The sequence below is a fragment of the uncultured Clostridium sp. genome (assembly GCF_900547735.1).
In the GTDB taxonomy this organism is placed as follows: Bacteria; Bacillota; Clostridia; order Lachnospirales; family Lachnospiraceae; genus Otoolea.
In genome coordinates this window covers 20,668-43,121 of sequence record NZ_URHZ01000006.1, presented here as the reverse complement: position 1 = coordinate 43,121, position 22,454 = coordinate 20,668, and the positions used below count along the sequence as shown (strand labels likewise).

Below are 22,454 nucleotides of genomic sequence, written 5' to 3'. Positions count from 1 at the left end.
GTACAATGTATCAGAACCGCTTAAATAAAATTATATTCATCCTGCCCCATTGACGGCAGAGATCCAGTTCAGTATAATAATAAAAATAGGTAAAATGGAAATGAATAATACAAATAAAGTTAAGAGATAAGGAGACGAATCATTATGGCAATTTACATGAACGAACCTTCCCACACATTCGGTGAATATCTGCTGATTCCGGGATACTCATCCACGAAATGCATTCCGGCTAATGTCAGCCTGAAAACTCCTCTGGTTAAATATGCAAGGGGCGAAGAACCGGCCTTGAGCCTGAATATCCCCATGACCTCCGCTATCATGCAGTCGGTATCCGATGACAATATGGCTATCGCGCTGGCAAGAGAAGGCGGGCTTTCTTTTATTTACGGTTCCCAGTCTGTCGAGAGCCAGGCTCAGATGGTATCCCGCGTGAAGAACTACAGGGCGGGTTTTGTCAGCAGCGACTCCAACATCACTCCTGAAAATACCCTGAAGGATATCCTGGATCTGAAAGAGCGGACAGGCCATTCCACCGTTGCCGTAACTTCCGACGGAACATCCGGAGGCAAACTTTTAGGCATCGTGACGGGCCGTGACTACAGGGTGAGCCGTATGTCTCTTGACACTAAGGTCGGTGAATTCATGACCAACTTCGAGCATCTGATCTGGGCCGATGAAACCACCACCCTGAAGGAAGCCAACGACATCATCTGGGAGCACAAGTTAAACAGCCTGCCGATTATTGACAAGGAGCAGCGTCTTGTTTCCATGGTATTCCGCAAGGATTATAACTCTCATAAGACCAATGAGAACGAACTGATCGACTCCTCCAAACGTTATCTGGTGGGCGCCGGAATCAATACAAGGGATTATGCGGAACGCATCCCGGCTCTTCTCGAAGCCGGAGCCGATGTGCTCTGTATCGACAGTTCCGAAGGTTTCTCCGAATGGCAGAAGATTGTAATTGATTATGTCAGAGAGAATTACGGCGACACCGTTAAGGTTGGCGCAGGCAACGTTGTGGACAGCGAGGGCTTCCGTTTCCTGGCTGAGGCGGGTGCGGATTTTGTTAAAGTCGGCATCGGCGGAGGAGCCATCTGTATCACAAGGGAACAGAAGGGCATCGGACGCGGACAGGCTACCGCCCTGATCGAGGTTGCCAAGGCGCGTGACGATTATTATAAGGAAACCGGTATCTATGTGCCGATCTGCTCGGACGGCGGCATCGTTCATGATTACCACATCACCCTGGCTCTGGCTATGGGCGCCGACTTCCTGATGCTTGGAAGATACTTTGCCCGTTTTGACGAGAGCCCTACCAAAAAGGTGAATATCAACGGAAGCTATATGAAGGAATACTGGGGCGAGGGAAGCGCCAGAGCCAGAAACTGGCAGAGATATGACCTGGGAGGCGACGCAAAGCTCTCTTTTGAAGAGGGTGTGGATTCCTTTGTTCCTTATGCCGGAAGCCTGAAGGATAACGTAGGCCTGTCCCTGAGCAAGGTACGCTCCACCATGTGCAACTGCGGCTGCCTGACCATTCCGGAACTGCAGAAGAATGCCAAGATGACCCTGATCTCCTCCACAAGTATTGTCGAGGGCGGAGCCCATGACGTTATGCTGAAGGACAGCAGACAGATTATGTAAGCGATATAAGGTACGTTTTCGAACCTTACACCGCCTTTAAATGAATGATTTTTTACAGCCAGTCAACAGAGGCCGGTGTTTTTTACAGACATGTCTGGAAAAAGCATTGGCCTTTTCTGAAAATCTTTTTCTGAAAAATTCTTAATTCACCAGACGTTCCACATCTAAAAGGCCCCATCCCTGCTGGTTATGGGGAAGTCCCAAATCAACGGCCCGCTCGCGCAGCCTGAGTTTCACGTCTTTATTGCTCATCCAGGGATATTTTTCCAGCAAAAGGGCAATCGCCCCTGAAACCAGAGGCGTTGACATGGAAGTGCCGCTTTTTACCGTGTAGCCGTTCTGCCGGTTGGCGCAGCTTATAATACTGGAGCCGGGAGCCACAATGTCAGGCTTGCATACGCAGGCGCTTGTGGGCCCCCGGCCGGAATAGTCAATCATGCGGCTTCCCGCCACATCCACTTCTTTATAGTCATCGGAACAGCCTACCGTAATTACTTTGCGGCTGATCCCCGGCGTCGTGATTGTATGCTGCCCCGGCCCGTTATTGCCTGCGGCCACTACCACGACAAACCCCGCATCCCAGGCGGCATCAACTCCTTTGACCAGAGCCGAATCCTCGCTCATCCCCTTCTTGGAGAAGGAGCCCACAGATATGTTGATGATCCTGATACCATACTCCTGTCTGTGCTTTTCAATCCATTTAAGCCCGGACAGCACATCGGAAGCAAAACCGTTCCCTTTCTGATCCAGGACTTTCACGCTGACCAGGCTGCACCCGGGCGCAACGCCCTGGTATCTTCCTTCGGAGGCCAGGCCTCCTCCTCCGATAATTCCCGAAATGTGTGTACCGTGACCGTTGTCATCATAAGGCAGGAATCTTCTCTTCAGCATATCGTTAAATACGACAACTCTATTTTCAAAGTCCATATGCGGAAAAATCCCCGTGTCCAGGACTGCTACACCTACGCCTTTTCCAGTCAGGCCGAGACGGTATGCCCCGTCGCAATGTATCCATTTTTTTGCCTGATCCACAAAATATGCCCAGCTTTCTTCCTTCTTTACTTTAGGATATTCCGGTGGGACGGTTTATGGGAGTAAAGAATGCATGAAAAAATTCTTTTGCCCGGGACAAAGATTTAAAAAAGCAGCAGCACAGGCGGGAATTCAGAGATTTCCAGCCTGTGCTGCTGCTTTTTATCAATTTGGTTCATAAAGGTTCCGTACTTCATAATCACCGCTCCGAGATGCAAAGAATCGGCATAAAACAGCGGTTCGCGCCACTACCTGGGGAAGCTGTAGTAAACTCCTTTATTGCTGAGGCCGCCTCTGAATCTGGCCAGTTCGCTGACCGTTACAAGCTGGTACCCCCGCTCTCTCAGCGCCGGAATCAGCGCTACGGCGGCGTCACCGGAAGCCGTGTAAAGCTCATGCATCAGTACAATATCGCCGTCCTTTACACTGCCGAGCACCGACTGGATGGTTTTGGACGCATTCTTTGTCTTCCAGTCCAGGGTGTCGATATTCCACATGATAATCGGCTGATTGATGTTGGCCAGTACCGTGTTGTTCTTGCTGCCTCCCGGAAGACGTACAAGAGCCGGAGACTCTCCTGTGACCGCGGCCACCGCCTGATTGCCGCGCTCTATCTGGCTGCGGATCTGGGCTGCGTCCAGCTTATTCAGATATTTGTGCTCATATGTGTGGTTGCCGATTTCGTGGCCGTTGTCATGCATCCTCTTGATCTCCGTCTTGTAGGATGCGACGCGGTTGCCTACGACGAAAAATGTAGCCCGTCCGTTATTCTGTTCCAGACTGTCCATAATCCTGTTTCCTACCGGTGCATAAGGGCCGTCGTCAAAAGTCAGGGCTACCATCGGCTTGGTTGGATCAAGATAGCGGCCTCCGCTCGCAACAAGTCCCTCCGTCGACTGAGCCGGCTGTTGTTCCGGCTGAGCGGGCTGCTGCTCCGGCTGTGTGGGCTGCTGCTCCGGCTGTGTGGGCTGCTGCTCCGGCTGTACCGGCTGCTGTTCGGGCTGTACCGGCTGCTGCTCGGGTTGTACCGGCTGCTGCTCTGCCTGTCCCGCCTGCTGTTCCTGATTCTGGGCTCCAGGGCCCGTGGCTGCATTCTTTGTACTTTCCACTATCGTTGTATCCGACGCCGGACCGGACGGCCCGTCCGCATACGTAGCAGGCGCCGCTGCAATCATAAAGGCCGCCGCCAGAAGCATGGCCGCCATTCTTTTTCCTGTTTTTGCGTTTAACTTAATCATTTTCCTCTCCTCAACTTAGAAAATTTTTGTTGCCAGCACTGATAACAACGAAAAGCACGCTTCGCGAACTTTTCATCGCCACTCAATAATGAAAACTGCAGAGTATGTTTTTCATTATATTGCACCAATTGTACCACATGCGTTCCCTCAAAGGAACCCCGTTTTACCCGAATTGCGGTATTTCTACTGCCTTTTTCTGCCAAACAGTGCATTATCATGAAAACCGGGGTTATCTATTAAAATTTTTAATAAATAAACTCTATTGTCCAATCCCCCTAATATATGCTATGATGAAAATGATGTTCTTATTCTTACAAGCATGCAAAAAATTTGTATCTTCAGATATAAGATCAACAGAATAAAGAATCCCGCTTGCGGGATTCCTGCGCTGCCGCGCGGTTGCTTCAGCAACTATTTACCTCTGCGCGGCATGTGCATCCTCGCAGAGCGTTTTTTTATTCATAGGACATAATTTCCTATGAATAAAAAATAAACTTACCAAATATTGAAAGGAAGTTAAAAATGGGTGGATTTTTCAGTGTTGCATCTAAGACAAACTGTACAATGGATCTGTTTTTCGGCGTAGATTACCATTCTCATCTGGGAACAAGAAGAGGCGGTATGGCCGTCTATGGCCCCGATGGTTTTAACCGTTCTATTCATAATATTGAGAATTCTCCGTTCCGTACGAAATTCGAAAGGGATGCGGAAGAACTGAAAGGCAATATGGGCATCGCCTGTATTTCCGATATGGAGCCGCAGCCGCTCTTAATTCAGTCTCATCTGGGAAGCTATGCCATCACGACCGTTGGTAAAATTGCCAACCAGGAAGAACTCGTAAGAGAAGCTTATGAAAAAGGCCACATTCATTTTCTTGAGATGAGCGGAGGCAAGATCAACTCAACCGAACTGGTTGCCGCCATCATCAACCAGGCTGAATCCATTGTAGACGGTCTTCTTCTGGCTCAGGAAAAGATCAAAGGATCCATGACCATCCTTTTACTGACTCCGGAAGGCGTCTATATTTCCAGGGACAGGCTTGGGCGCACCCCTGCCGTCATCGGAAGAAAAGAAGGCGCATACTGTGCTGCCTTTGAAAGTTTTTCCTTTATTAATCTGGGCTATTCCGACTATCGGGAGCTGGGCCCGGGTGAGATCGTCCTGATGAAGCCGGATGGCCTGGAAGTCTTAAGCCCTGCCAGGGAAGAAATGAAAATCTGTTCCTTCCTCTGGGTATACTACGGATACCCGACCTCCTCCTACGAGGGAATCAATGTGGAGGAGATGCGCTACAACTGCGGCCGTATGCTGGCGAAACGCGATCATGCGCAGGCGGACCTGGTAGCCGGCATCCCGGATTCCGGTATCGCCCATGCAATCGGATATGCCAACGAATCCGGCATTCCATTTTCACGTCCTTTCATTAAATACACCCCAACCTGGCCGCGCTCCTTCATGCCGACCAGCCAGAACCAGAGAAGCCTGATCGCCCGTATGAAGCTGATTCCGGTTGACTCCCTAATCCGAGGCAAGAGTCTTCTCTTAATCGACGACTCCATTGTACGCGGCACACAGCTCAGCGAGACAACGGAATTTTTATACCAGAGCGGAGCCAAGGAGGTCCATATCCGCCCTGCCTGTCCGCCGCTTTTATTCGGATGTAAATACCTGAACTTCTCACGTTCCAACTCCGATCTGGACCTGATTACCAGAAGGATCATAAGAGATCGCGAGGGCGACAACGTATCGGCCGAGGTCCTGGCAGATTACGCGAATCCAGACAGCCAGAATTATAAGGACATGATAGAATGCATCCGGAAAAAACTCAACTTCACGACACTTCAGTACCACAGACTTGACGATTTAGTCGCTTCCATCGGGATTTCACCATGCAAGCTCTGTACTTATTGCTGGAGCGGGAAAGAATAATATCAGGGGTTTTTAAACAGATAGGGAGGCTGCCCAAACGCAAAACAAACGTTTGGGCAGCCTCTTGGTTGTGAGTCTTCAGTCCCCCGTCCGCCATCTCCCCCAGGCGTCCCCGCATCTCAACTTAAATACCATTTGACAAATCCCTCCCCATCCACTACAATAAGGATGGAATACAAATTGATTCTTTTATTTATCGGGACTCCTGCCCGGATGTTCCCTCCGTAAATAAGAGCCATGAATCTTTACAGGATGCGTGGGTCTTTTTTTATTTTCAGGATTTATCCTGCGGATAAAAAAGCTGCGCATATCTGCATTATGCAAATACCTGGAGGATTGATGTTATGAACTTTTATAAGACCCTGGACTTGATTATGAAACAGGATATGGGAGGACGCGGCCTTTTAGCCTCGCTTCCCGCTTCACCGCTTACTGAGACGGCCTCTGTCCTTGCAGACGCCAGGCGTGCGGTGATTTTGACCGGTTTTCCGGTCCGTATGCCGGACGGAACTTTTATCGGTGAAACGGATGGACCGTCCGGCACCGCCAACCTCGCTTCGGCGCTGACAAAAACCGGGTGCCAGACCGTTGTCGTTACGGATACCGCCTCCTACCCTCTTTTAAAAGAGGCGTTGCATTTTGCCGCTCCCAGAGCTTCTCTCGTACTGCTTCCGGACAATGATACGTTATCTTTTATCCGGACGGTTCTTTATGAATTCAGGCCGACACATTTTATCAGCCTGGAACGGCCCGGGAAGGCATCGGACGGCCATTACCACAACATGCGCGGCGAAATCATTGATGATATGATTGCGGATTCTTCTTCCTTCTTATCCGAAGCAAAAAAGAGCGGAGCGCATACCATCTCAATTGGAGATGGAGGCAACGAGATGGGAATGGGCGCTTTCCGCCGTCAAATCCTTGAAAATGTTCCCTGCGGCAGTGAAATCTGCGCCTTGGAATCGGCCGAACTTGCTCTGGCAAGCGGCGTTTCCAACTGGTGGGGATGGGGGCTCTCCGCTCTCCTCTCAATTAATACCGGCCGTTTCCTGCTTCCTTCAGAGGAAAAGGAAGCTGAACTCCTCCGCCATGTCGTGGACGCCGGCGGCGTAGACGGATGCACGAAACAAAGAACCCTGTCCGTAGACCATCTGGACCTGGCCACCCATCTGTCCGTCCTGAGAGCCGTGTCGGAACTGACCAAAAGGACTCTGGATGAAATGAAAGCGGGACCTTTTCTCTTTATTCCGGACGGCAGGCGTAAAGAGCGGCATTTGATGTTAAATCACAGATAAAAGGACCCTTTCAGGCATGAGAATTGATTATAAAGGACAGACAACTCACGTGCCGGAATGATAAACTGCACACTCAGTCGACAGATTACCGCCTTTAATAAGAGTAAGGTTAATTAAGCGTCCATAGACACTTTGATACCTTACTCTTATTTTCATAACCCTTATCTGTCCCTACTTGAGCTCCGGGTGACTGCCTTTTATAGCGCTCTGCGTAGTTCTGTGTATTCTCAGTTCTTTTGAGCCCATGCAGCTTCCGCCGCCTCTATCGTATGCATTGCCAGCACGGAAGTTGTCACGGAGCCGACGCCTCCCGGCACGGGAGTAATTGCGTCCACGACTTCGGCGGCCGCGTCAAAATCAACATCACCGCACAGTTTTCCTTCTTTATTTACATTAATGCCTACATCGAGAACGGTCTGTCCCGGCTTCACCATATTCCTTGTGACAAGCCCCGCATGTCCTGCGGCGGATACGATGATATCGGCATTGTCACAATAACGTTTGACGTCCCGTGTCTTAATATGGCAGAGTGAAACCGTGGCCTCTCTGGTCAGAAACATCAGGGCCAGCGGTCTTCCGACCACAAGGCTTGCCCCTATGACAACCACATTTTTCCCTTCCAGATCATAGCCGTAATGTTCCAGGATTCTCATGCAGGCGTCTGCGGTACAGGGGGTATACCCCGTCCTCGTCCCGGTAAAAACGCCCGACAGGGAGCCATTGGTGATTCCGTCCACATCCTTGTCCGGGTCCAGCTTCGAACGTATCAGTGCATCGTCAAATCCTTCGGGGAACGGCCTGAATATCAGGCAGCCATGGATAGAACCGTCCCGGTTCACCGCTTCTATCGCGGCAATCAGCTCCTCCTGTGAAGCCTCTACGCCCAGATGGAACAGTTCCACCTCAATCCCGATTTTCGCGCATTTCTTCGCCGCGCTCTGTTCGTATTTGACGTCACTGACCCTTTCTCCCACCCGCACTATCGCCAACTTTGGCACTACGCCCCTGCTTTTTAAGTTTTCCGCCCTCATTCTGAGTTCTTCCGTCAATCTGGCGGCCACTTCCTTACCATCTAGTATTTCAGCCATGGATCTACCTCCTGTTTTAAAATCGTGATTATTCTGATTATTCAAATGCCGTTTCGCTCCGGCAAAACTCGGGATGTTGATGCAAAAATGTACGAAAACACCTCATGAACTCTCCCCTGCAAACAAACACTTAGAATCTTTCTATATTAATTTCCGATGCATACGGCTGGATATTCTTCTGTAAAAACATATTTGCCACGGTGCCGAATCTTCCAACGTCCCCGCTGCAGAAATACTTATCGCTTCCCTTGACGAGAGGAGCCGCTTTCTGGTTGTTTTCCGAAAGTCCCTCCAGCACCGCTTTGACGGATTCCCCTCCGGAATCGATCAGGGTTACGCCGCTGCCCATATAGTTCCGTACGGCTTCCTGGATTAGCGGGTAATGGGTGCAGCCGAGTATTACCACGTCGACATTCTCATCCTTCAGGTCCCTGCAGTATTCTTCCACCACCGGGATCAGCTTCGGATCATCCGGACTTATATGTCCGCTCTCGATTAAGGGGACGAACTTCGGGCATTTTTGTTCAAAGACCTTAACCCCGGGCAGAGTATCTTCGAGTTTCTGCCTGTAAATTCCGCTTTCCACCGTTGCCTGTGTTGCAATTACACCGATTTTATTATTTCTGGTCGCTTCTGCGGCCGCACTTGCCGCCGATTCCACTACGCCGATAATCGGAATATCCTGATTGGCCGCCCTGAGCGCATCAATACAGTTTGCCGTTATGGTATTGCATGCAATCAGAATTGTTTTCAAATTAAAAATACGAAGGAAATTCACATCCTGCATTGAAAGGCAGGTTATCTCATTTCTGCTCCTGTTCCCATAAGGAACGCGCGCTGTGTCCCCAAAATAAATAATACTCTCATTGGGCGCCGCCTTAAGCATGGCTTTTACGGCCGACAGCCCTCCCACTCCTGAATCAAAAATACCAACCGGACGATTATCCATAATTCTGACCTCCTTAAACATAATGGAACATGAACTTTGTGAGCCAATCACCGCCAGCCGCCGGTGAAATGATGAATTTTACTCAATTTAAAAGGGTAGAAATCAGAATATGATTTCTACCCTTTCAAATCAGCATAGCGCGAGTACATCGGCTACAAAAATAAAAGGTATTGATATAAGCGTACTTCACTAAACATATTGCGGCAAAACGAATCGTGACATAAATTACAGGAAATTCATAAAGGCCGTAATCAGCAGTGAATTAATAATATCGGTGAAAAACCCGCCGCAGACCGGAATGATAAGATAGGCTTTCGCGGACGGACCGTATACCTGTGTCAGGGAATCCATATTGGCCATTGCATTCGGCGTGGCTCCCATTCCGAATCCGCAGTGTCCGGCCGACAGAACGGCCGCATCGTAGTCCCTGCCGCAGAGATTAAAGGTAATAAAGTATACAAATAATCCGGTCAGCACGGTTTGTACCAAAAGAATTACGATCATCGGCATCGCCAAATCGGCAAGCTGGTACAGCTTCATTCCCATCATGGCAAGTGCAAGAAAGAAATTAAGCGAGATGGAACCGATCGTGCTGATCTCCTGAACCGGAATTTTTACCTCTCTGCTGTCACAGACATTTCTGATAATAATACCAACCAGCATGGCTCCCACATAAGAGGCCAATGTAATATGCGCTAGTTCAAATACCATACTGATCAGGGTTCCGATTCCCGTCGCGGCAAATAACAGCGCAAGACCAAGCGTTCCCTTTCCAACATCAAGTTTCTCCGTGACGTCGGTATTTTTCTTTAACTCATCCATAGCCTCCTGCGCCACTTCGGAGGAACCGCGGCTTTTCAGATTCATCTTTCTGATTCTACGGCTGGCCAGCGGGTTTCCGATCACATTGCCTGCAATCAGGCCATAGGTTGCCGCCGCTACGGCCACCGTCAGCGCATTCTCAACCCCCATATTCTCCAGCAGGGGACCAAATGCGGAAGACGTTCCATGGCCGCCCGTCAGCGGGAGCGAACCAAGGGCCAGCCCCATAAGCGGATTCAGTCCGAACGCTTTGCAGAGCACCGCGCCGCACACATTCTGAATAGTGATTAAGGCTGCAACCGCCGCCATAAAGATTACCAGGGTTTTTCCTCCCTTTTTCAGCATGCTGAACCCGGCGGTAAAACCGACGCTTGTAAAGAACAGGTTCATAAATACACTCTGAAGCGTCGTATCAACCGTAAGATTCAAAATTCCGAGTTCATAGAAAACCAGGCTTAATACAGCAAAGATAATTCCGCCGATGACAGGACTCGGAATACAATACCTCTGAAAAAATTTGACTCTTGTTTTTAAAAAGCTTCCAAGGTAAAACACTGCAACCGCCAATGCCATTGACTGATAAAGATTTAAAGATAATTCCATATCTTTGTCCCCTCCCCTTCTCATTTCACTTAAGTTATATTGTGATATTCTTATATACAAAAAGGCCCAAAAGAACTGCATGCATCTTAAGATGTATGCCATTCTTTTGAGCCTTAAAAACATTCATATAGGGGGAGCATCCATTGCATCCATATACGTGTATATAAGGTTTCAATTGTCTGAAGCCAATGTTCTGCGCAGAAGCATTTACTTTGAGATTAGTAAAGCATAGTTTTCAAAAGATGACAATGGAAATATTGAACAAAGTTGTCGCTTAATTTTTAGCTATTTTTATGATTGACTATTTTTTCAAGATCATTTATTCTGATGTCAGTCGAATATATTGGTTTTGGGATATCCTCTCAGAACTAAAATAAATTAGGCGAAAGAACTATCATTATGGAGTAGTTCTCTCGTCTTTTTGTTATTGGTAATGAAAAGTCCGCGAACCGTGCTTTTCGTTGTTTTAAAGAAATGGAGAACTGGTATGGTCAAAATTTTTCCGGAAGATTCAGTATTTATTACAGGCGTTGCCAAGGTATCAAAGGAAGATGCCATCAACGCCATGTACGGTGCATTTTCCCTCAGTATGGTAATTGATATTCATACGAACACGATTATCAATGCCAGCGCCAACATGGTTATGGAAGACACCAATCTCTTTTTAAGAGAAATCCTCGTTGGGAAAAACATTGTCACCGACGTCGCCCTCATCAGCGAAATCATCAAAAAAAGATTCCTGGCCCTGGCCCAAAAGGCGGTCCTTGTCGCTCTGAGGGACGCGCAGAACCGTTATCTGATGGCGTATCCGGAAGCTAAGCTTTAGTGTTTTAACATCCATTATACGATCTTTTTTAAAGATTATTCGGTCACCCCCGATTAATCATCTTAGGGAAGAACAAACCCGGCATTGCAACCAATGTCTGTTTGTTCTTCCTTTTTTATTTCACAGGAGTAGAATTGCCGGCAGGCGTTCGAAATAAACCATAAATTATCTATGAAAGGGGATTTTCTCATGTCCAACTCAACAAAACAGGATGCTGTCAAATTACTTGATGTCTTTGACCCTGAAATGTCCGGCCTTCTTCACCGCGAAGAAAAGCGCCAGTTTGAAACAATCGGTCTTATTGCTTCAGAAAACGTTGTTTCCCCACTTGCCTCCGCCCTGGAAGGTTCCGCATTTACAAACAAAAACACCGAAGGCTACCCGGGAAAACGGTTTGTAGGCGGCTGCCAGCTGGCAGACCAGGCCGAGCTCCTTGCCATTGAACGTGTCAAGAAGGTCTTTGGCGCGGAACACGCCAATATCCAGTCGGGCAACGCTACCATTGCCAACATGGCGGTTCTCACCGGTTTATTAAAGAAAGGCGACACCTTCCTTGCCCTTGAACTCGACAATGGAGGCCATTTAAGCCACGGAGCCAAATTCCACTACAGCGGCCGGGAATTTAACGCCCTTCATTACGGCGTAAATAAGGAGACCGAGCGCATTGATATGGAACAGATTCGGCAGATGGCCCTTGAAAACAAACCAAAACTCATTGTAACCGGCGCGTCTTCCTATCCGCGCACCATTGATTACAAAGCATTCCGGGAAATCTGCGATGAAGCAGGCGCCTATTTCTGGGTAGACTGTGCCCACGACTGCGGCCTGATTGCCGGCGGCGCCATTCCCAGCCCGGTTCCCTACGCCGACGTTGTCACCATGTCCACCCAAAAAACACTCAGGGGGCCCCGCGGATGCGGCGTTATCCTCTGCCGCAAGGAACTGGGCCAGAAAATCGACCGCGGTGTATTCCCAAGACTTCAGGGCGGTCCAAAGGGCGACATGCTGGCCGCACGCGGAGTCCTCTTTCAGGAACTGCTTCAGCCCGAATTTAAAGAATATGCAAAACAGGTCTGCCTGAATGCAAAAGCGCTGGCAAGGGGCTGTAAAGACGAGGGAATGCGGCTGATTACCGGGGGCACGGATACCCACATGGTCATGCTGGATGTGACTCCCGTCATTGCCAACGGGCAGGAGGCGGAGACTCTTCTCTGCAGTCTCGGCATTATCACCAATAAAAATATGATTCCCTACGACACACTTCCGCCCAGCCTTGGAAGCGGTCTGAGAATCGGTTCTCCTACCATGACCACAAGAGGCGCCAAAGAAGAGGAAATGTACAATATCGGCCGTATGCTGGGCCGGGGGCTTAAGAACAAGGACAATCCGGCCGTGCTCGATGAAATCAGGCAGGAGGTTTATAAAATCGCCACTTCCCATCCGATGTTCTCCAGCGAGTGGATTTCACCGGTTATCCGGGAAGAATTTGAAAAAATGTACTGCCATCAGACCTATTAATTTTTCCGAAAACAATCAATTTTAGAGGAGGTATTTCCATGAATGCATATATCGAAAAAGTTCTGAATGAGGTAAGAGAAAAAAATGCGAATGAGCCGGAGTTTGTCCAGACGGTTGAAGAGGTTCTCACTTCTTTAAGTCCCGTGATTGATGCACATCCTGAATATGAGGATAACGCGCTCCTGGAAAGGATGGTCATCCCGGAAAGAGTCATCGAATTCCGTGTCCCTTGGGAGGATGACAACGGAAAAATCCATGTAAATACGGGCTACAGGGTACAGTTTAACGGCGCAATCGGACCGTACAAAGGAGGACTTCGTTTTTCACCGGAAGTCAATCTTTCGGTTGTGAAGTTTCTCGGATTTGAACAGACGTTCAAGGACAGCCTGACAACGCTTCCAATGGGCGGCGCCAAGGGTGGCTGCGATTTTGATCCAAACGGAAAAAGCGACAGGGAAGTTATGCGGTTCTGCCAGGCCTTTATGACTGAATTATACCGCCATATCGGACCGGATGTGGACGTTCCCGCCGGAGATCTCGGCGTCGGAGCCCGCGAAGTCGGATACCTGTACGGCCAGTACCGTAAAATTGTCGGCGGATTTAAGAACGGCGTCCTTACCGGAAAGGGCAGATCCTTCGGCGGCTCCCTCATCCGCCCGGAGGCTACCGGTTACGGTTCCGTTTATTATGTAGAAGCGGTTATGAAGCATGAGAACGACACGCTGGCCGGTAAGACCGTTGCCCTGGCCGGATTCGGCAACGTGGCATGGGGCGCCGCCAAGAAGCTGGCCGAATTGGGCGCCAAAGCGGTTACTCTCTCCGGACCGGACGGATATATTTACGATCCGGACGGCATTGTGACCGATGAGAAAATCAGTTACATGCTGGAAATGAGAGCGTCCGGACGCAACAAAGTCCAGGACTATGCGGATAAATTCGGCGTGCCGTTCTACCCCGGCGAGAAACCCTGGGGACAGAAAGCCGACATTATCATGCCCTGCGCTACCCAGAATGATATCGATCTGGAACAGGCGAAAAAAATTGTTTCAAATGGTGTTAAGTACTATATTGAAGTCGCCAATATGCCCACTACAAATGAGGCGCTTAAATTCCTGATGGAACAGCCGGGCATGGTGGTTGCTCCTTCCAAAGCCGTCAATGCCGGGGGCGTGCTTGTATCCGGACTTGAGATGAGCCAGAACAGCGAAAGACTTTCGTGGACTGCCGAAGAAGTTGACTCAAAACTTCATCAGATCATGACCGAAATTCATGACGGCTCGGCCGACGCGGCGAAGCGGTACGGCCTCGGCTATAATCTGGTAGCAGGCGCCAACATTGTCGGCTTCCAGAAAGTCGCGGATGCGATGATGGCCCAGGGTATCGCATGGTAACTTTTATCCGTACATCTTCCGTTTTCATATAAATGACAGAACGCCCGGTATCTGCTTAAAAACAGGTATCGGGCGCTCTTTTTACTGAGTGGCAGTGAAAAGTTTGCGAAGCGTGCTTTTCGTTGTTATTTACCAAATTCCGTATTCTTTTGCTTTCTCCCTCAGCTCGTCGCGGAAATCGGGATGGGCGATATTGATTAATGCCTCCGCCCTCTCGGCCACATTTCTTCCGCGCAGCCATGCGATTCCATACTCGGTCACAACATAATCCGTATCGTTCCTGGATGTGGTGACGACGGCCCCCTCGTGCAGGAAGGGCACAATCTTGGAGCGCAGCGCTTCCCCGCCGTTCTCATCCTTGGTCCTGTATGTGGAATGCATTGCAATGATAGATTTTCCTCCCTTGGACATCTGGGAGCCCTGCACCGTCTCAGACTGGCCGCCGGTGCCCGACCACTGATCATAGCCCACCGTCTCGGAGGCGCACTGGCCGGTGAGATCCACCTCCAGGGTCGCATTGACTGAGACAAATCGGTTGTTGAGTCCGATCGTGTACGGATCATTTGTAAATGTACATGATTTAAACAGTACGGCCGGATTGTTATCAATATAATCATAGAGGCGCTTACTTCCCATCGTAAAGGAGCAGACCGAATATCCGTCTAAAAGACCCTTGCAGGAGTTATCCACCGCCCCGCACTCGATCAGGTCGACCATGGTCTCCGTAAACATTTCGGTGTGAATTCCCAGATGCTTTTTACTCTTCAGCTCGGCGGCAACGGCATTGGGAATATTGCCGATTCCCAATTGAATTGTGGAACCGTCCTCTACCAGGGAGGCCACATATTTTCCAATCTCCGCGTCCACTTCCGTATACGGCGCAAGCTTGCTCACCGGGATGGGACGGTCGGATTCCACGAGGGCGTCCGCCTCGGAAACATGGACCTGCGTATCCCCGAAGGTACGTGGGAAATTAGGGTTCACTTCCAGAATCGTCAGCGCTCCGCTGTTGATTAAATCCCGCTCATAGATTGCGCTCACCGAAAGCGACATATATCCGTGGCTGTCCATCGGAGAAACCGTTGCCAGGACTACCGGGCGGCGCTTCTCATATTCCAGACGGCTCAGTACTTTGCGCAGAACCGAGGTGGAACTCTGTGGGATGGCGCTGACCAGTTTCTTTTTATGCGCATCGCGCAGTCCGGGGCTGAAAAACCATCCGTTATGGGACATCACTCCCTGCATTTCCGGATCCTTGAATGCATCATAATACTGTAATGGAAGACAGGTATTGATGGTTGTATTTTTAACTCCCGTCTCTTTCAGGTGCTGAAGATGGGACAGGATTGCCGCCGGCTCTCCCGCCGCCTGTGCGGAAAACATATAGTCTCCGTCTTTTATCAGTTCAAGGGCCTCGTCGGCTGTCATCACTTTTTCACGGTAGATTTCTTCGAATGATTTCATTTTTACTCTCCTCTTCTATTTATAATATCCGCTGTCGGCGGTAACCTTAGCTGCATTTAAGTTTTGCATCGGATGTTTCCTTTGTGCCGTCCTTTCCTGTTTCCGGCAGAAGGAAGGAACCCAGGAAAAATGTAACGCTCATAATCAGTGCAAAGTTTAATCCCATTCCGTAACCAAACCGGTCGATAATAAAACCGATGATAAAATAGGCGGTGGTCTCAATAATGTAGGACAGCGCCCAGAAAAGTCCCATAATCGTTGTCAGTTTGGCCGGTGTCATTCCCGGAAGTTCCTGTGGAATCATCATCAGGGAGCTGACCGGCAGGAACATAAACAGTCCGATGAGAAGAGCCGCCACTGCCGACAAGACTCCGCTGTCCGTCCTGAACATCAGCACGCCGAAGAGTGTCATTGCAAGGCCGGAGATGCGAATCACCGGAAGGCGTTTAAAATAGACTCTTCCCATTGCAATGGCAAGCAGGGAACCGATGATTCCCCCCACCGCCACGAGCGTGCTCAGTGCCTTGCTGCTGATTGCCGTCGTTCCCGAAATCGGGAAGATATTCAGCATGACGATGTAAAAAGTAAGCAGACCGGAATAGGTAAACGGCAGAATCCAGTTGATTTTTTCTTTCAGGGCCTGGCCGATCGTATACGGCGCCTGTTTTGCCCCGGTCCCCTGGTTCAGTTCAAAGTCCTGGCCGATAACCGGCCATAAAACCCAGAGAAGGGCGCTGACCACTGCAAAAAATCCCATGCTGTACTGCCAGGTTTTGAGCCAGGCAATAACCGGTCCTACAATTAACATGGCGACAATACCGCCGAAATTGTACGCCGCGCCATTCAGCGCATTGACCGTGAGACGTTTCCTGGACTCAAAATAATGAATCACCACGGGGCTGAAATATACCACATATAATGCGCCTCCAAATCCCATGATGAAACGGCCGAGAATGAACAGCCAGTACTGCGGGGCGAAAATTGCCAGGGTGCTTCCCAGTACAATCAGCCCGGAACCAAGGCCGATGGCCTTTTTCGGGTACAGTCTGCTTAAAATACCTGCCGCCATGAAATTTCCGATAATCTTTGCCAGCGTAATCGCATTGGAAATAAAGGTTGCCGAAGCAAAAGTTTTCAGGTTAAAATGTTCCATAATCTGCGGTGTCAGCGTACTCCCCGCAATCCAGTTTACCGCAAAAAACGCATAGGTGAAAAACATTACGAACTCGATTATAACAGCTCTCGATGAAGAAGCCTTTGTTTGTTGATTCCCCATAATTCACAATTCCTTTCCTCTTTTCAAGTGAAACCCATTTACTGTAACTTTCTTTTTCAGATTGAATCCCTCTTATCAATAAATTCCAGCGCCGTTTTTTGTTGATTGAATTTGAAAATCACTTTGGTCCGCATGGCCATTGCGGCTTTGTGGTTTGATTATAGCATGGTGTTTTTCAAATGGAAAATAGCCTTTTTTAATGGGGTATGAATTCAATTCATACCCCAAAACAACAAAGAACAGCAGAGTGCAGGACCGGCGCCATACTGCAAATGGCATTGATCCTGCACTCTGCTGTTCTTTCCACTATGTTACGTCACTTTCGTCCCTTGTGTCAGGTTCCAAAACACAGATCCAGAAAACACTGCATCGGAACCGTAATAAATTTATCCTTGCGGTAAATCAGTGAAAGGGTCCAGGGGAACTCCGGATCTTTTAAATGAACCTGATGTACCCGCGTATTGTTAAATTTGTCTACCAGCGGTTTCGGCAGTATGCAGATCCCCTGATTATCGGCAACCATCTCAAACAGTAGTTCCCACTGGTAACTCTCAAACGTGACATCGGGTACAAATCCCGCCTCCCGGCATTTTTCCAATACAACGTCATGGAACATATAATCCGGTGTTACGAGCAGGAACTTCTCTCCCCGGAGGGCTGAAAATGAAACGCTGCGCTTTGCCGCAAGCGGATGCTTCCGGGAAACCAGGAGAACGGCCTCGGAGGTGTAGCTGGGCCGCTTGTAAAATTTGTCATCGGAAAACGGTTCTATCACAATTCCCATATCCAGTTTTCCGGCGGCCACCAGTTCATGAACTGCTTTTGATGTGATTTCCTCTATTTTAAGATTGATTCCCGGATACGTTTCGCGGAATTTATATAGAATCGAAAAGAAATAGATGGCTCCCGCCGTCGGCGGAATTCCCAGTTTCAGCGTGCCGTTTGCACTGTGGAGACGCTGAAACAGTTCCTGCGTCTGTGTATGATAAAAATCCAGTATCCTGACCGCATATTCGTAAAAAACATCGCCCTGCGCCGTCAACTGGAATTCCTTGGCTCCCCGGTTAATAAGCTCCATCTGAAACTCTTCCTCCAGAGCCCGGATTGCCTTACTGAGTGTCGACTGGCTTACAAAGAGTTTCTCTGCGGCTTTGGTGAAACTGCCCTGCCGGACAATTTCCACATAATAATTTAGCTGATTTAACGTCATGACTTCCTGCCTCCCCCATTTCCCCAACTTTAACAACGTCATTTTAACACATCATTCCGTTTCCCGCCAGACAAATTCCTCCCCGCTCTTTCCATAGTGCCGATATCCGGTGGAAAAAACGGATTTTGCCATATTAATTCCCTGCTTCCGGCAGACAAACCAAAATCAGGATTTTTTTGTATGGAAAAATTGCCGTGGTACTGATATAATCTCATGGTGAGAAAAGAATTGAAACATATGAAGACGGTACATTGAAGTAGGACCGGAAGGAGAATTAATACCATGTATAATAATGATACTCTGCTGATAGTAGGCCAGGCCAAACCGAGCCGGGAGGATGCCATCTATACCCTCCACGGAGAATTTTACATCAGCCTCGTAGTTGAAAAAGACTCGGGAAAGATCCTGGACATCGAATGCAATACCATCCTTGCCGTCACAAGGAATTTTGTAGCATCCATGTTTATCGGCAAAAGCATCAAAACGGATCTGGATGAATTGGAGCGGACAATCAAGGAGCGCTATTTTGCCCTGACCCAAAAACCGCTGATCGCCTGTATGAAAGACGCCCATAACCGGTATATGATGGTGACGGAAAAGCAGTAAACCCGGGAGGACCCGGACTATCAGAATGGGAGAAAAGAACCTGTATGAATTTAGAAGAACAAATACAAGTGATGTTAAGCGGTCAAATGTATAATGACCTCACAAAAGAATTGGTTGAGCTGAGAGAAAAGACGGTTTTTCTTACGAATGAATATAATGCAAGCTTTGGAAAGCCACAGGCGGAACGGGAAGCAATCTTGAAAACCCTGTTAAAGTCGATAGGCACAAACGTTCATTTCGAACCCACCTTCCGATGTGAGTTCGGCTGTAATATATCAATCGGCAGCAGCTTTTATGCTAATTTTGATTGTGTGATGCTTGACGGCGGCGGCATTGAGATAGGCGACAACGTTCTATTCGGGCCCCGGGTCGGCATTTATACGTCAAACCATGCTGCCGATGCATGGGAAAGAGTGAATGGAGCCTGTTACGCCAAACCTGTTAAAATCGGAAATAATGTCTGGGTTGGCGCCGGAGTCCATATCAATCAGGGAATCACCATCGGTGACAATACAATTATCGGCTCCGGAAGTGTTTTAACAAAAGACATCCCCGCCAACGTCGTGGCCGCCGGTATCCCTTGTAAAGTAATTCGTGAAATAACCGATAAAGATAAAACAGGGTATCGGCCATAAAAAGAAACCTATAAAACAGCCGTGGAAACCGGCAGATTATTCTGCTGCTTTCCACGGCTGTATTTTATGGTTTCCATTTCAGTTTCTATTTGAGTTTCTGTATCAGTCTCTATTTCAGCTTCTATTTTAGTTTCTGTATCAGTCTCTATTTCAGTTTCTATTTTAGTCTCTATTTCAGCTTCTGTCCTGCCTTTATAACAACTCCGCTGAGCGCCAAAAGCGCCATGATATTCGGAATTACCATAAGTCCGTTGAAGAAGTCTGCCAGTGACCATACAAGTTCCAGCTTCAGGGTTGAGCCAATCACAATACAAATGACAACAATCACGGAATATATCTTAGCGGCATTGTCACCAAACAGGTATTTTGCATTGATCAGGCCGAAGAAATGCCAGCCGAGGATTGTTGAAAATGCAAAGAACAGCAGACAGATTGCCACAAATATGATGCCGAATGTGCCGAATCCCTGCATGAATGCGGCCTGTGTCAGAGCTGTGCCGTCTTTACCGGAGTTCATTGCTCCTGTTGTAAGCACGGAGAATACGGTCAGGTTCAGGATAATAAATGTATCGACAAACACGCTGATCATAGCGCAGAGTCCCTGCTGATGGGGTGTCTCCGCTTTTGCTCTTGCATGGGCATGAGGTGTGGAACCCATACCGGCCTCGTTGGAGAATAATCCCCTTGCCACGCCGAAACGGATCGCTTCTTTTACCGCAATACCGGCGCCTGCAGCAAGCACTGCTTTCGGATCAAAGGCTCCCACAAAAATCACTCTGAATGCTTCCGGAATCTGGGTAAAGTTCATTGCAATCAGGATAACACTGCCCACAATGTAAACGCCCGCCATAATCGGAACGATCTTTTCAACTACCGCAGCAAGTCTCTGTGTGCCGCCAAGGAAAATAAATGCTGCAAATGCTGCAACAACGACACCTACGGCTACCGGAGGAATGTTCAGGTTAAATACATGGAACACCTCCACGAAAGCGGCTCCGATAGAATTGGACTGAACCATATTACCCATAAATCCCAGGGCCAGAATGATGAAAATGGCGAATAATGTGGCAAGCACCTTTCCAAACGTTCCCTTGAAGGCCGCCTTGATATAGTAAACAGGACCTCCCGTCACTTCACCGTTTACCTCAGTTTTATAGGTCTGTGCAAGTACTGCCTCTGCATAAATAGTAGCCATTCCGAAGAAAGCGCTGATCCACATCCAGAAAATTGCTCCCGGACCGCCGCCGATCAGGGCTGTTGCCGCACCTGCCAGGTTTCCGGTACCAACCTGTGCTGCTATTGCCGTTGCAATAGACTGGAACGGGCTCATCTCACCCTTTTCATGCTTTTCGCCATTCAGCTTGATATGGCCGAATACCTGCCTGCATCCCTCACCGAATTTTCTCACCTGAATAAATTTCAATCTGATTGTGTAGTACACACCCGTACCGCATAACAGTACAATCAGAAGAAAACTCCAGAGAAAATCGTTACCTGTTTTTACCACTTCTAATAATGCGTCCATTTTTGTTATCCTCCTCTATGTTTTTAATTGCGCTGCCGTTTTGCGGCAATAAAATAAGAGCTGATAAATACCAGCTCTCCAAAGAGTAGAACATTTGCATACAACGGGACTTATCCCATTGCTTTTTATGTATGCCCTGTCCTTTTGCCTGAGAGATCAACAGATACCATGGACTTGAATCTGTCTTACACCTTCGGCGCTCCTCAAAATGGAGACTCTCCAGAGTACCCTATCGCTTCTATAGACGGAAGCTCCCGTTGCCTGCCCAGATGCAGGACGGAACTGATAGGATATATATTTGTGCTTTACATGGTATCATAGATCTCCTGTATGTTCAATCACTTTTTTTATTTTATTTATATAATTTTAATAATTACACTTATTACCCCCTCTTATTACTGTCGGGCCAAAATCCTCTCGAAACCCTTGCCGTTCATAAGCATTTCTATGTTTTGGGCCTGGCCGTTTTTATCGTCCCGCTGCCCCTCACTTTTCTTCCCACTCCTGTGCCGTTCCGTCTGTATTCAGGTAGTATTGCCGGCCGTTACGGGGTATCAAACGGTCCGTCACCATATATCCGCAAAAATCAAAATAATACCAGTTTCCATCCAGAAAAAGCCAGCTCTCCTGCGGAAAAATTCCGTCCTTCTGCCAGTAACGCCAACCTGTTTCATCCTGTTCCCACCCGGGAAATTTCATTTTTACCGTCTCATACTCCGAGCGGTATTTCTCAGCCTCGCTCTCATCGACCGAATACCACTCCGATTCAACCGGAATTCCCTTTTTTTCATTTATGGAGAGAGGATAAACCTTATAGTGGTAAATGCCCTTCTCTTTCATCAGAGGGGCAAAATTATAACTGTTTCCCTGCGTTCTGTGGGTATATCCGATCCGCTTTGAATCTCTAAACAGCATTACGGAATAGGCGCAGGCGTTGTCGGCCTTGACCCACACAGCCGAACCATTCCTGAAACCGGCCCGGCCTATTTCTCCGATGACATCGTCAAGCCCTTCCGCTTTGATTGTAAGTTCCAGCGCCTCCTTTCCGCTCTTCCTGACGGCCCTGCTGCATGTGGCTTTGAGCCCCGTAAGCCTGATATCTTTCTGCTCCAGCCTTCCAAAACCTTTGCCGTCCTCCGCCGCCAGTTCCACTTCGTAAACATGCTCCGGCTGTTCTTCAAAACCAATGATTTCATACTCATCGCTGTCCGTCAGGAAATCCACTTCCGGCTTTCCTTTTTCATCAAACGTCTCTGCCACCAGCTTTATCTTTACTTTCTTAATCTCTGCCGCCATGGCGGGGATACTCCCCGCCACGGCAAACAGACCGGCGGCCACGGCAAATATAATCTTTTTTCCCATGCCCTCTTTCATACTGTTTATCCTCCTGTTCTTTCAGT

18 protein-coding genes and 1 riboswitch are annotated in these 22,454 nt (G+C 48.6%); of the genes, 8 read left to right on the top strand and 10 right to left on the bottom strand.

Going from position 1 to position 22,454, the window contains the following annotated elements; translation table 11 throughout:
• The first annotated feature begins 144 nt into the window (after positions 1–144).
• A complete protein-coding gene (locus tag QZT18_RS03085) occupies positions 145–1,647 on the top strand; it encodes an IMP dehydrogenase (RefSeq protein ID WP_294144106.1) in 1,503 nt (500 codons plus the stop codon).
• 141 nt (positions 1,648–1,788) lie between these two features.
• Here QZT18_RS03085 and QZT18_RS03080 read toward each other — a convergent pair whose 3' ends face one another.
• Together QZT18_RS03080 and QZT18_RS03075 are read right to left on the bottom strand one after the other, a co-directional pair.
• Complete coding sequence (locus QZT18_RS03080) at positions 1,789–2,679, bottom strand: S8 family peptidase (RefSeq protein ID WP_294144102.1); 891 nt, start codon at positions 2,677–2,679, stop codon at positions 1,789–1,791.
• 248 nt (positions 2,680–2,927) lie between these two features.
• Complete coding sequence (locus QZT18_RS03075) at positions 2,928–3,917, bottom strand: polysaccharide deacetylase family protein (RefSeq protein ID WP_294144100.1); 990 nt, start codon at positions 3,915–3,917, stop codon at positions 2,928–2,930.
• 522 nt (positions 3,918–4,439) lie between these two features.
• Here QZT18_RS03075 and QZT18_RS03070 point away from each other — a divergent pair.
• Entirely contained in the window at positions 4,440–5,846 is a 1,407-nt protein-coding gene (locus QZT18_RS03070; RefSeq protein ID WP_294144096.1) for an amidophosphoribosyltransferase, read from the top strand.
• A 344-nt stretch (positions 5,847–6,190) separates the two neighbouring features.
• Entirely contained in the window at positions 6,191–7,141 is a 951-nt protein-coding gene (locus QZT18_RS03065) for a DUF4392 domain-containing protein (protein ID WP_294144094.1), read from the top strand.
• A gap of 227 nt (positions 7,142–7,368) precedes the next feature.
• Here QZT18_RS03065 and QZT18_RS03060 read toward each other — a convergent pair whose 3' ends face one another.
• The 3 genes from QZT18_RS03060 to gltS form a co-directional block, all read right to left on the bottom strand.
• Positions 7,369–8,229, bottom strand: a complete 861-nt coding sequence (locus QZT18_RS03060) for a bifunctional 5,10-methylenetetrahydrofolate dehydrogenase/5,10-methenyltetrahydrofolate cyclohydrolase (protein WP_294144093.1) — start codon at positions 8,227–8,229, stop codon at positions 7,369–7,371.
• A gap of 130 nt (positions 8,230–8,359) precedes the next feature.
• The gene (gene murI / locus QZT18_RS03055) at positions 8,360–9,178 is read right to left on the bottom strand and encodes a glutamate racemase (RefSeq protein WP_294144091.1); all 819 of its coding nucleotides are present in this window, start codon (positions 9,176–9,178) and stop codon (positions 8,360–8,362) included.
• A gap of 225 nt (positions 9,179–9,403) precedes the next feature.
• Positions 9,404–10,603, bottom strand: coding sequence for a sodium/glutamate symporter (gene gltS / locus QZT18_RS03050; RefSeq protein ID WP_294144089.1), 1,200 nt, complete (start codon positions 10,601–10,603; stop codon positions 9,404–9,406).
• A 487-nt stretch (positions 10,604–11,090) separates the two neighbouring features.
• Here gltS and QZT18_RS03045 point away from each other — a divergent pair, with 487 nt between their 5' ends.
• The 3 genes from QZT18_RS03045 to gdhA all read left to right on the top strand — a co-directional run bounded on the left by QZT18_RS03045 (position 11,091) and on the right by gdhA (position 14,338).
• Positions 11,091–11,429 (top strand): DUF3870 domain-containing protein, encoded by a 339-nt coding sequence (locus tag QZT18_RS03045; RefSeq protein WP_227030680.1) that lies wholly within the window; start codon positions 11,091–11,093, stop codon positions 11,427–11,429.
• 189 nt (positions 11,430–11,618) lie between these two features.
• Complete coding sequence (glyA, locus tag QZT18_RS03040; RefSeq protein ID WP_294144083.1) at positions 11,619–12,947, top strand: serine hydroxymethyltransferase; 1,329 nt, start codon at positions 11,619–11,621, stop codon at positions 12,945–12,947.
• A 38-nt stretch (positions 12,948–12,985) separates the two neighbouring features.
• Positions 12,986–14,338, top strand: a complete 1,353-nt coding sequence (gene gdhA, locus QZT18_RS03035; RefSeq protein WP_294144080.1) for an NADP-specific glutamate dehydrogenase — start codon at positions 12,986–12,988, stop codon at positions 14,336–14,338.
• A 129-nt stretch (positions 14,339–14,467) separates the two neighbouring features.
• Here the strand turns inward: gdhA and QZT18_RS03030 are convergent, their stop codons facing one another.
• From QZT18_RS03030 to QZT18_RS03020, 3 genes are all read right to left on the bottom strand, one after another.
• Positions 14,468–15,802: an acetyl-CoA hydrolase/transferase family protein gene (locus tag QZT18_RS03030; protein ID WP_294144078.1), complete on the bottom strand. Its 1,335-nt coding sequence runs from the start codon at positions 15,800–15,802 to the stop codon at positions 14,468–14,470.
• A gap of 46 nt (positions 15,803–15,848) precedes the next feature.
• Complete coding sequence (locus QZT18_RS03025) at positions 15,849–17,078, bottom strand: MFS transporter (RefSeq protein WP_294144076.1); 1,230 nt, start codon at positions 17,076–17,078, stop codon at positions 15,849–15,851.
• Positions 17,079–17,412: 334 nt separating this feature from the next.
• Positions 17,413–18,288, bottom strand: a complete 876-nt coding sequence (locus QZT18_RS03020; protein WP_294144074.1) for a LysR family transcriptional regulator — start codon at positions 18,286–18,288, stop codon at positions 17,413–17,415.
• Between the two features lie 282 nt (positions 18,289–18,570).
• Here QZT18_RS03020 and QZT18_RS03015 point away from each other — a divergent pair, with 282 nt between their 5' ends.
• A complete protein-coding gene (locus tag QZT18_RS03015) occupies positions 18,571–18,894 on the top strand; it encodes a DUF3870 domain-containing protein (protein WP_294144073.1) in 324 nt (107 codons plus the stop codon).
• A gap of 44 nt (positions 18,895–18,938) precedes the next feature.
• Positions 18,939–19,529: a sugar O-acetyltransferase gene (locus QZT18_RS03010; RefSeq protein WP_294144071.1), complete on the top strand. Its 591-nt coding sequence runs from the start codon at positions 18,939–18,941 to the stop codon at positions 19,527–19,529.
• A 169-nt stretch (positions 19,530–19,698) separates the two neighbouring features.
• On the opposite strand, the gene QZT18_RS03005 is transcribed toward QZT18_RS03010, so the two are convergent.
• Together QZT18_RS03005 and QZT18_RS03000 are read right to left on the bottom strand one after the other, a co-directional pair.
• The gene (locus tag QZT18_RS03005) at positions 19,699–21,054 is read right to left on the bottom strand and encodes a sodium:alanine symporter family protein (RefSeq protein ID WP_294144069.1); all 1,356 of its coding nucleotides are present in this window, start codon (positions 21,052–21,054) and stop codon (positions 19,699–19,701) included.
• A gap of 126 nt (positions 21,055–21,180) precedes the next feature.
• Positions 21,181–21,287, bottom strand: a riboswitch (glycine riboswitch).
• 253 nt (positions 21,288–21,540) lie between these two features.
• Positions 21,541–22,428, bottom strand: coding sequence for a hypothetical protein (locus tag QZT18_RS03000; protein ID WP_294144067.1), 888 nt, complete (start codon positions 22,426–22,428; stop codon positions 21,541–21,543).
• Between the last annotated feature and the right edge of the window lie 26 nt (positions 22,429–22,454).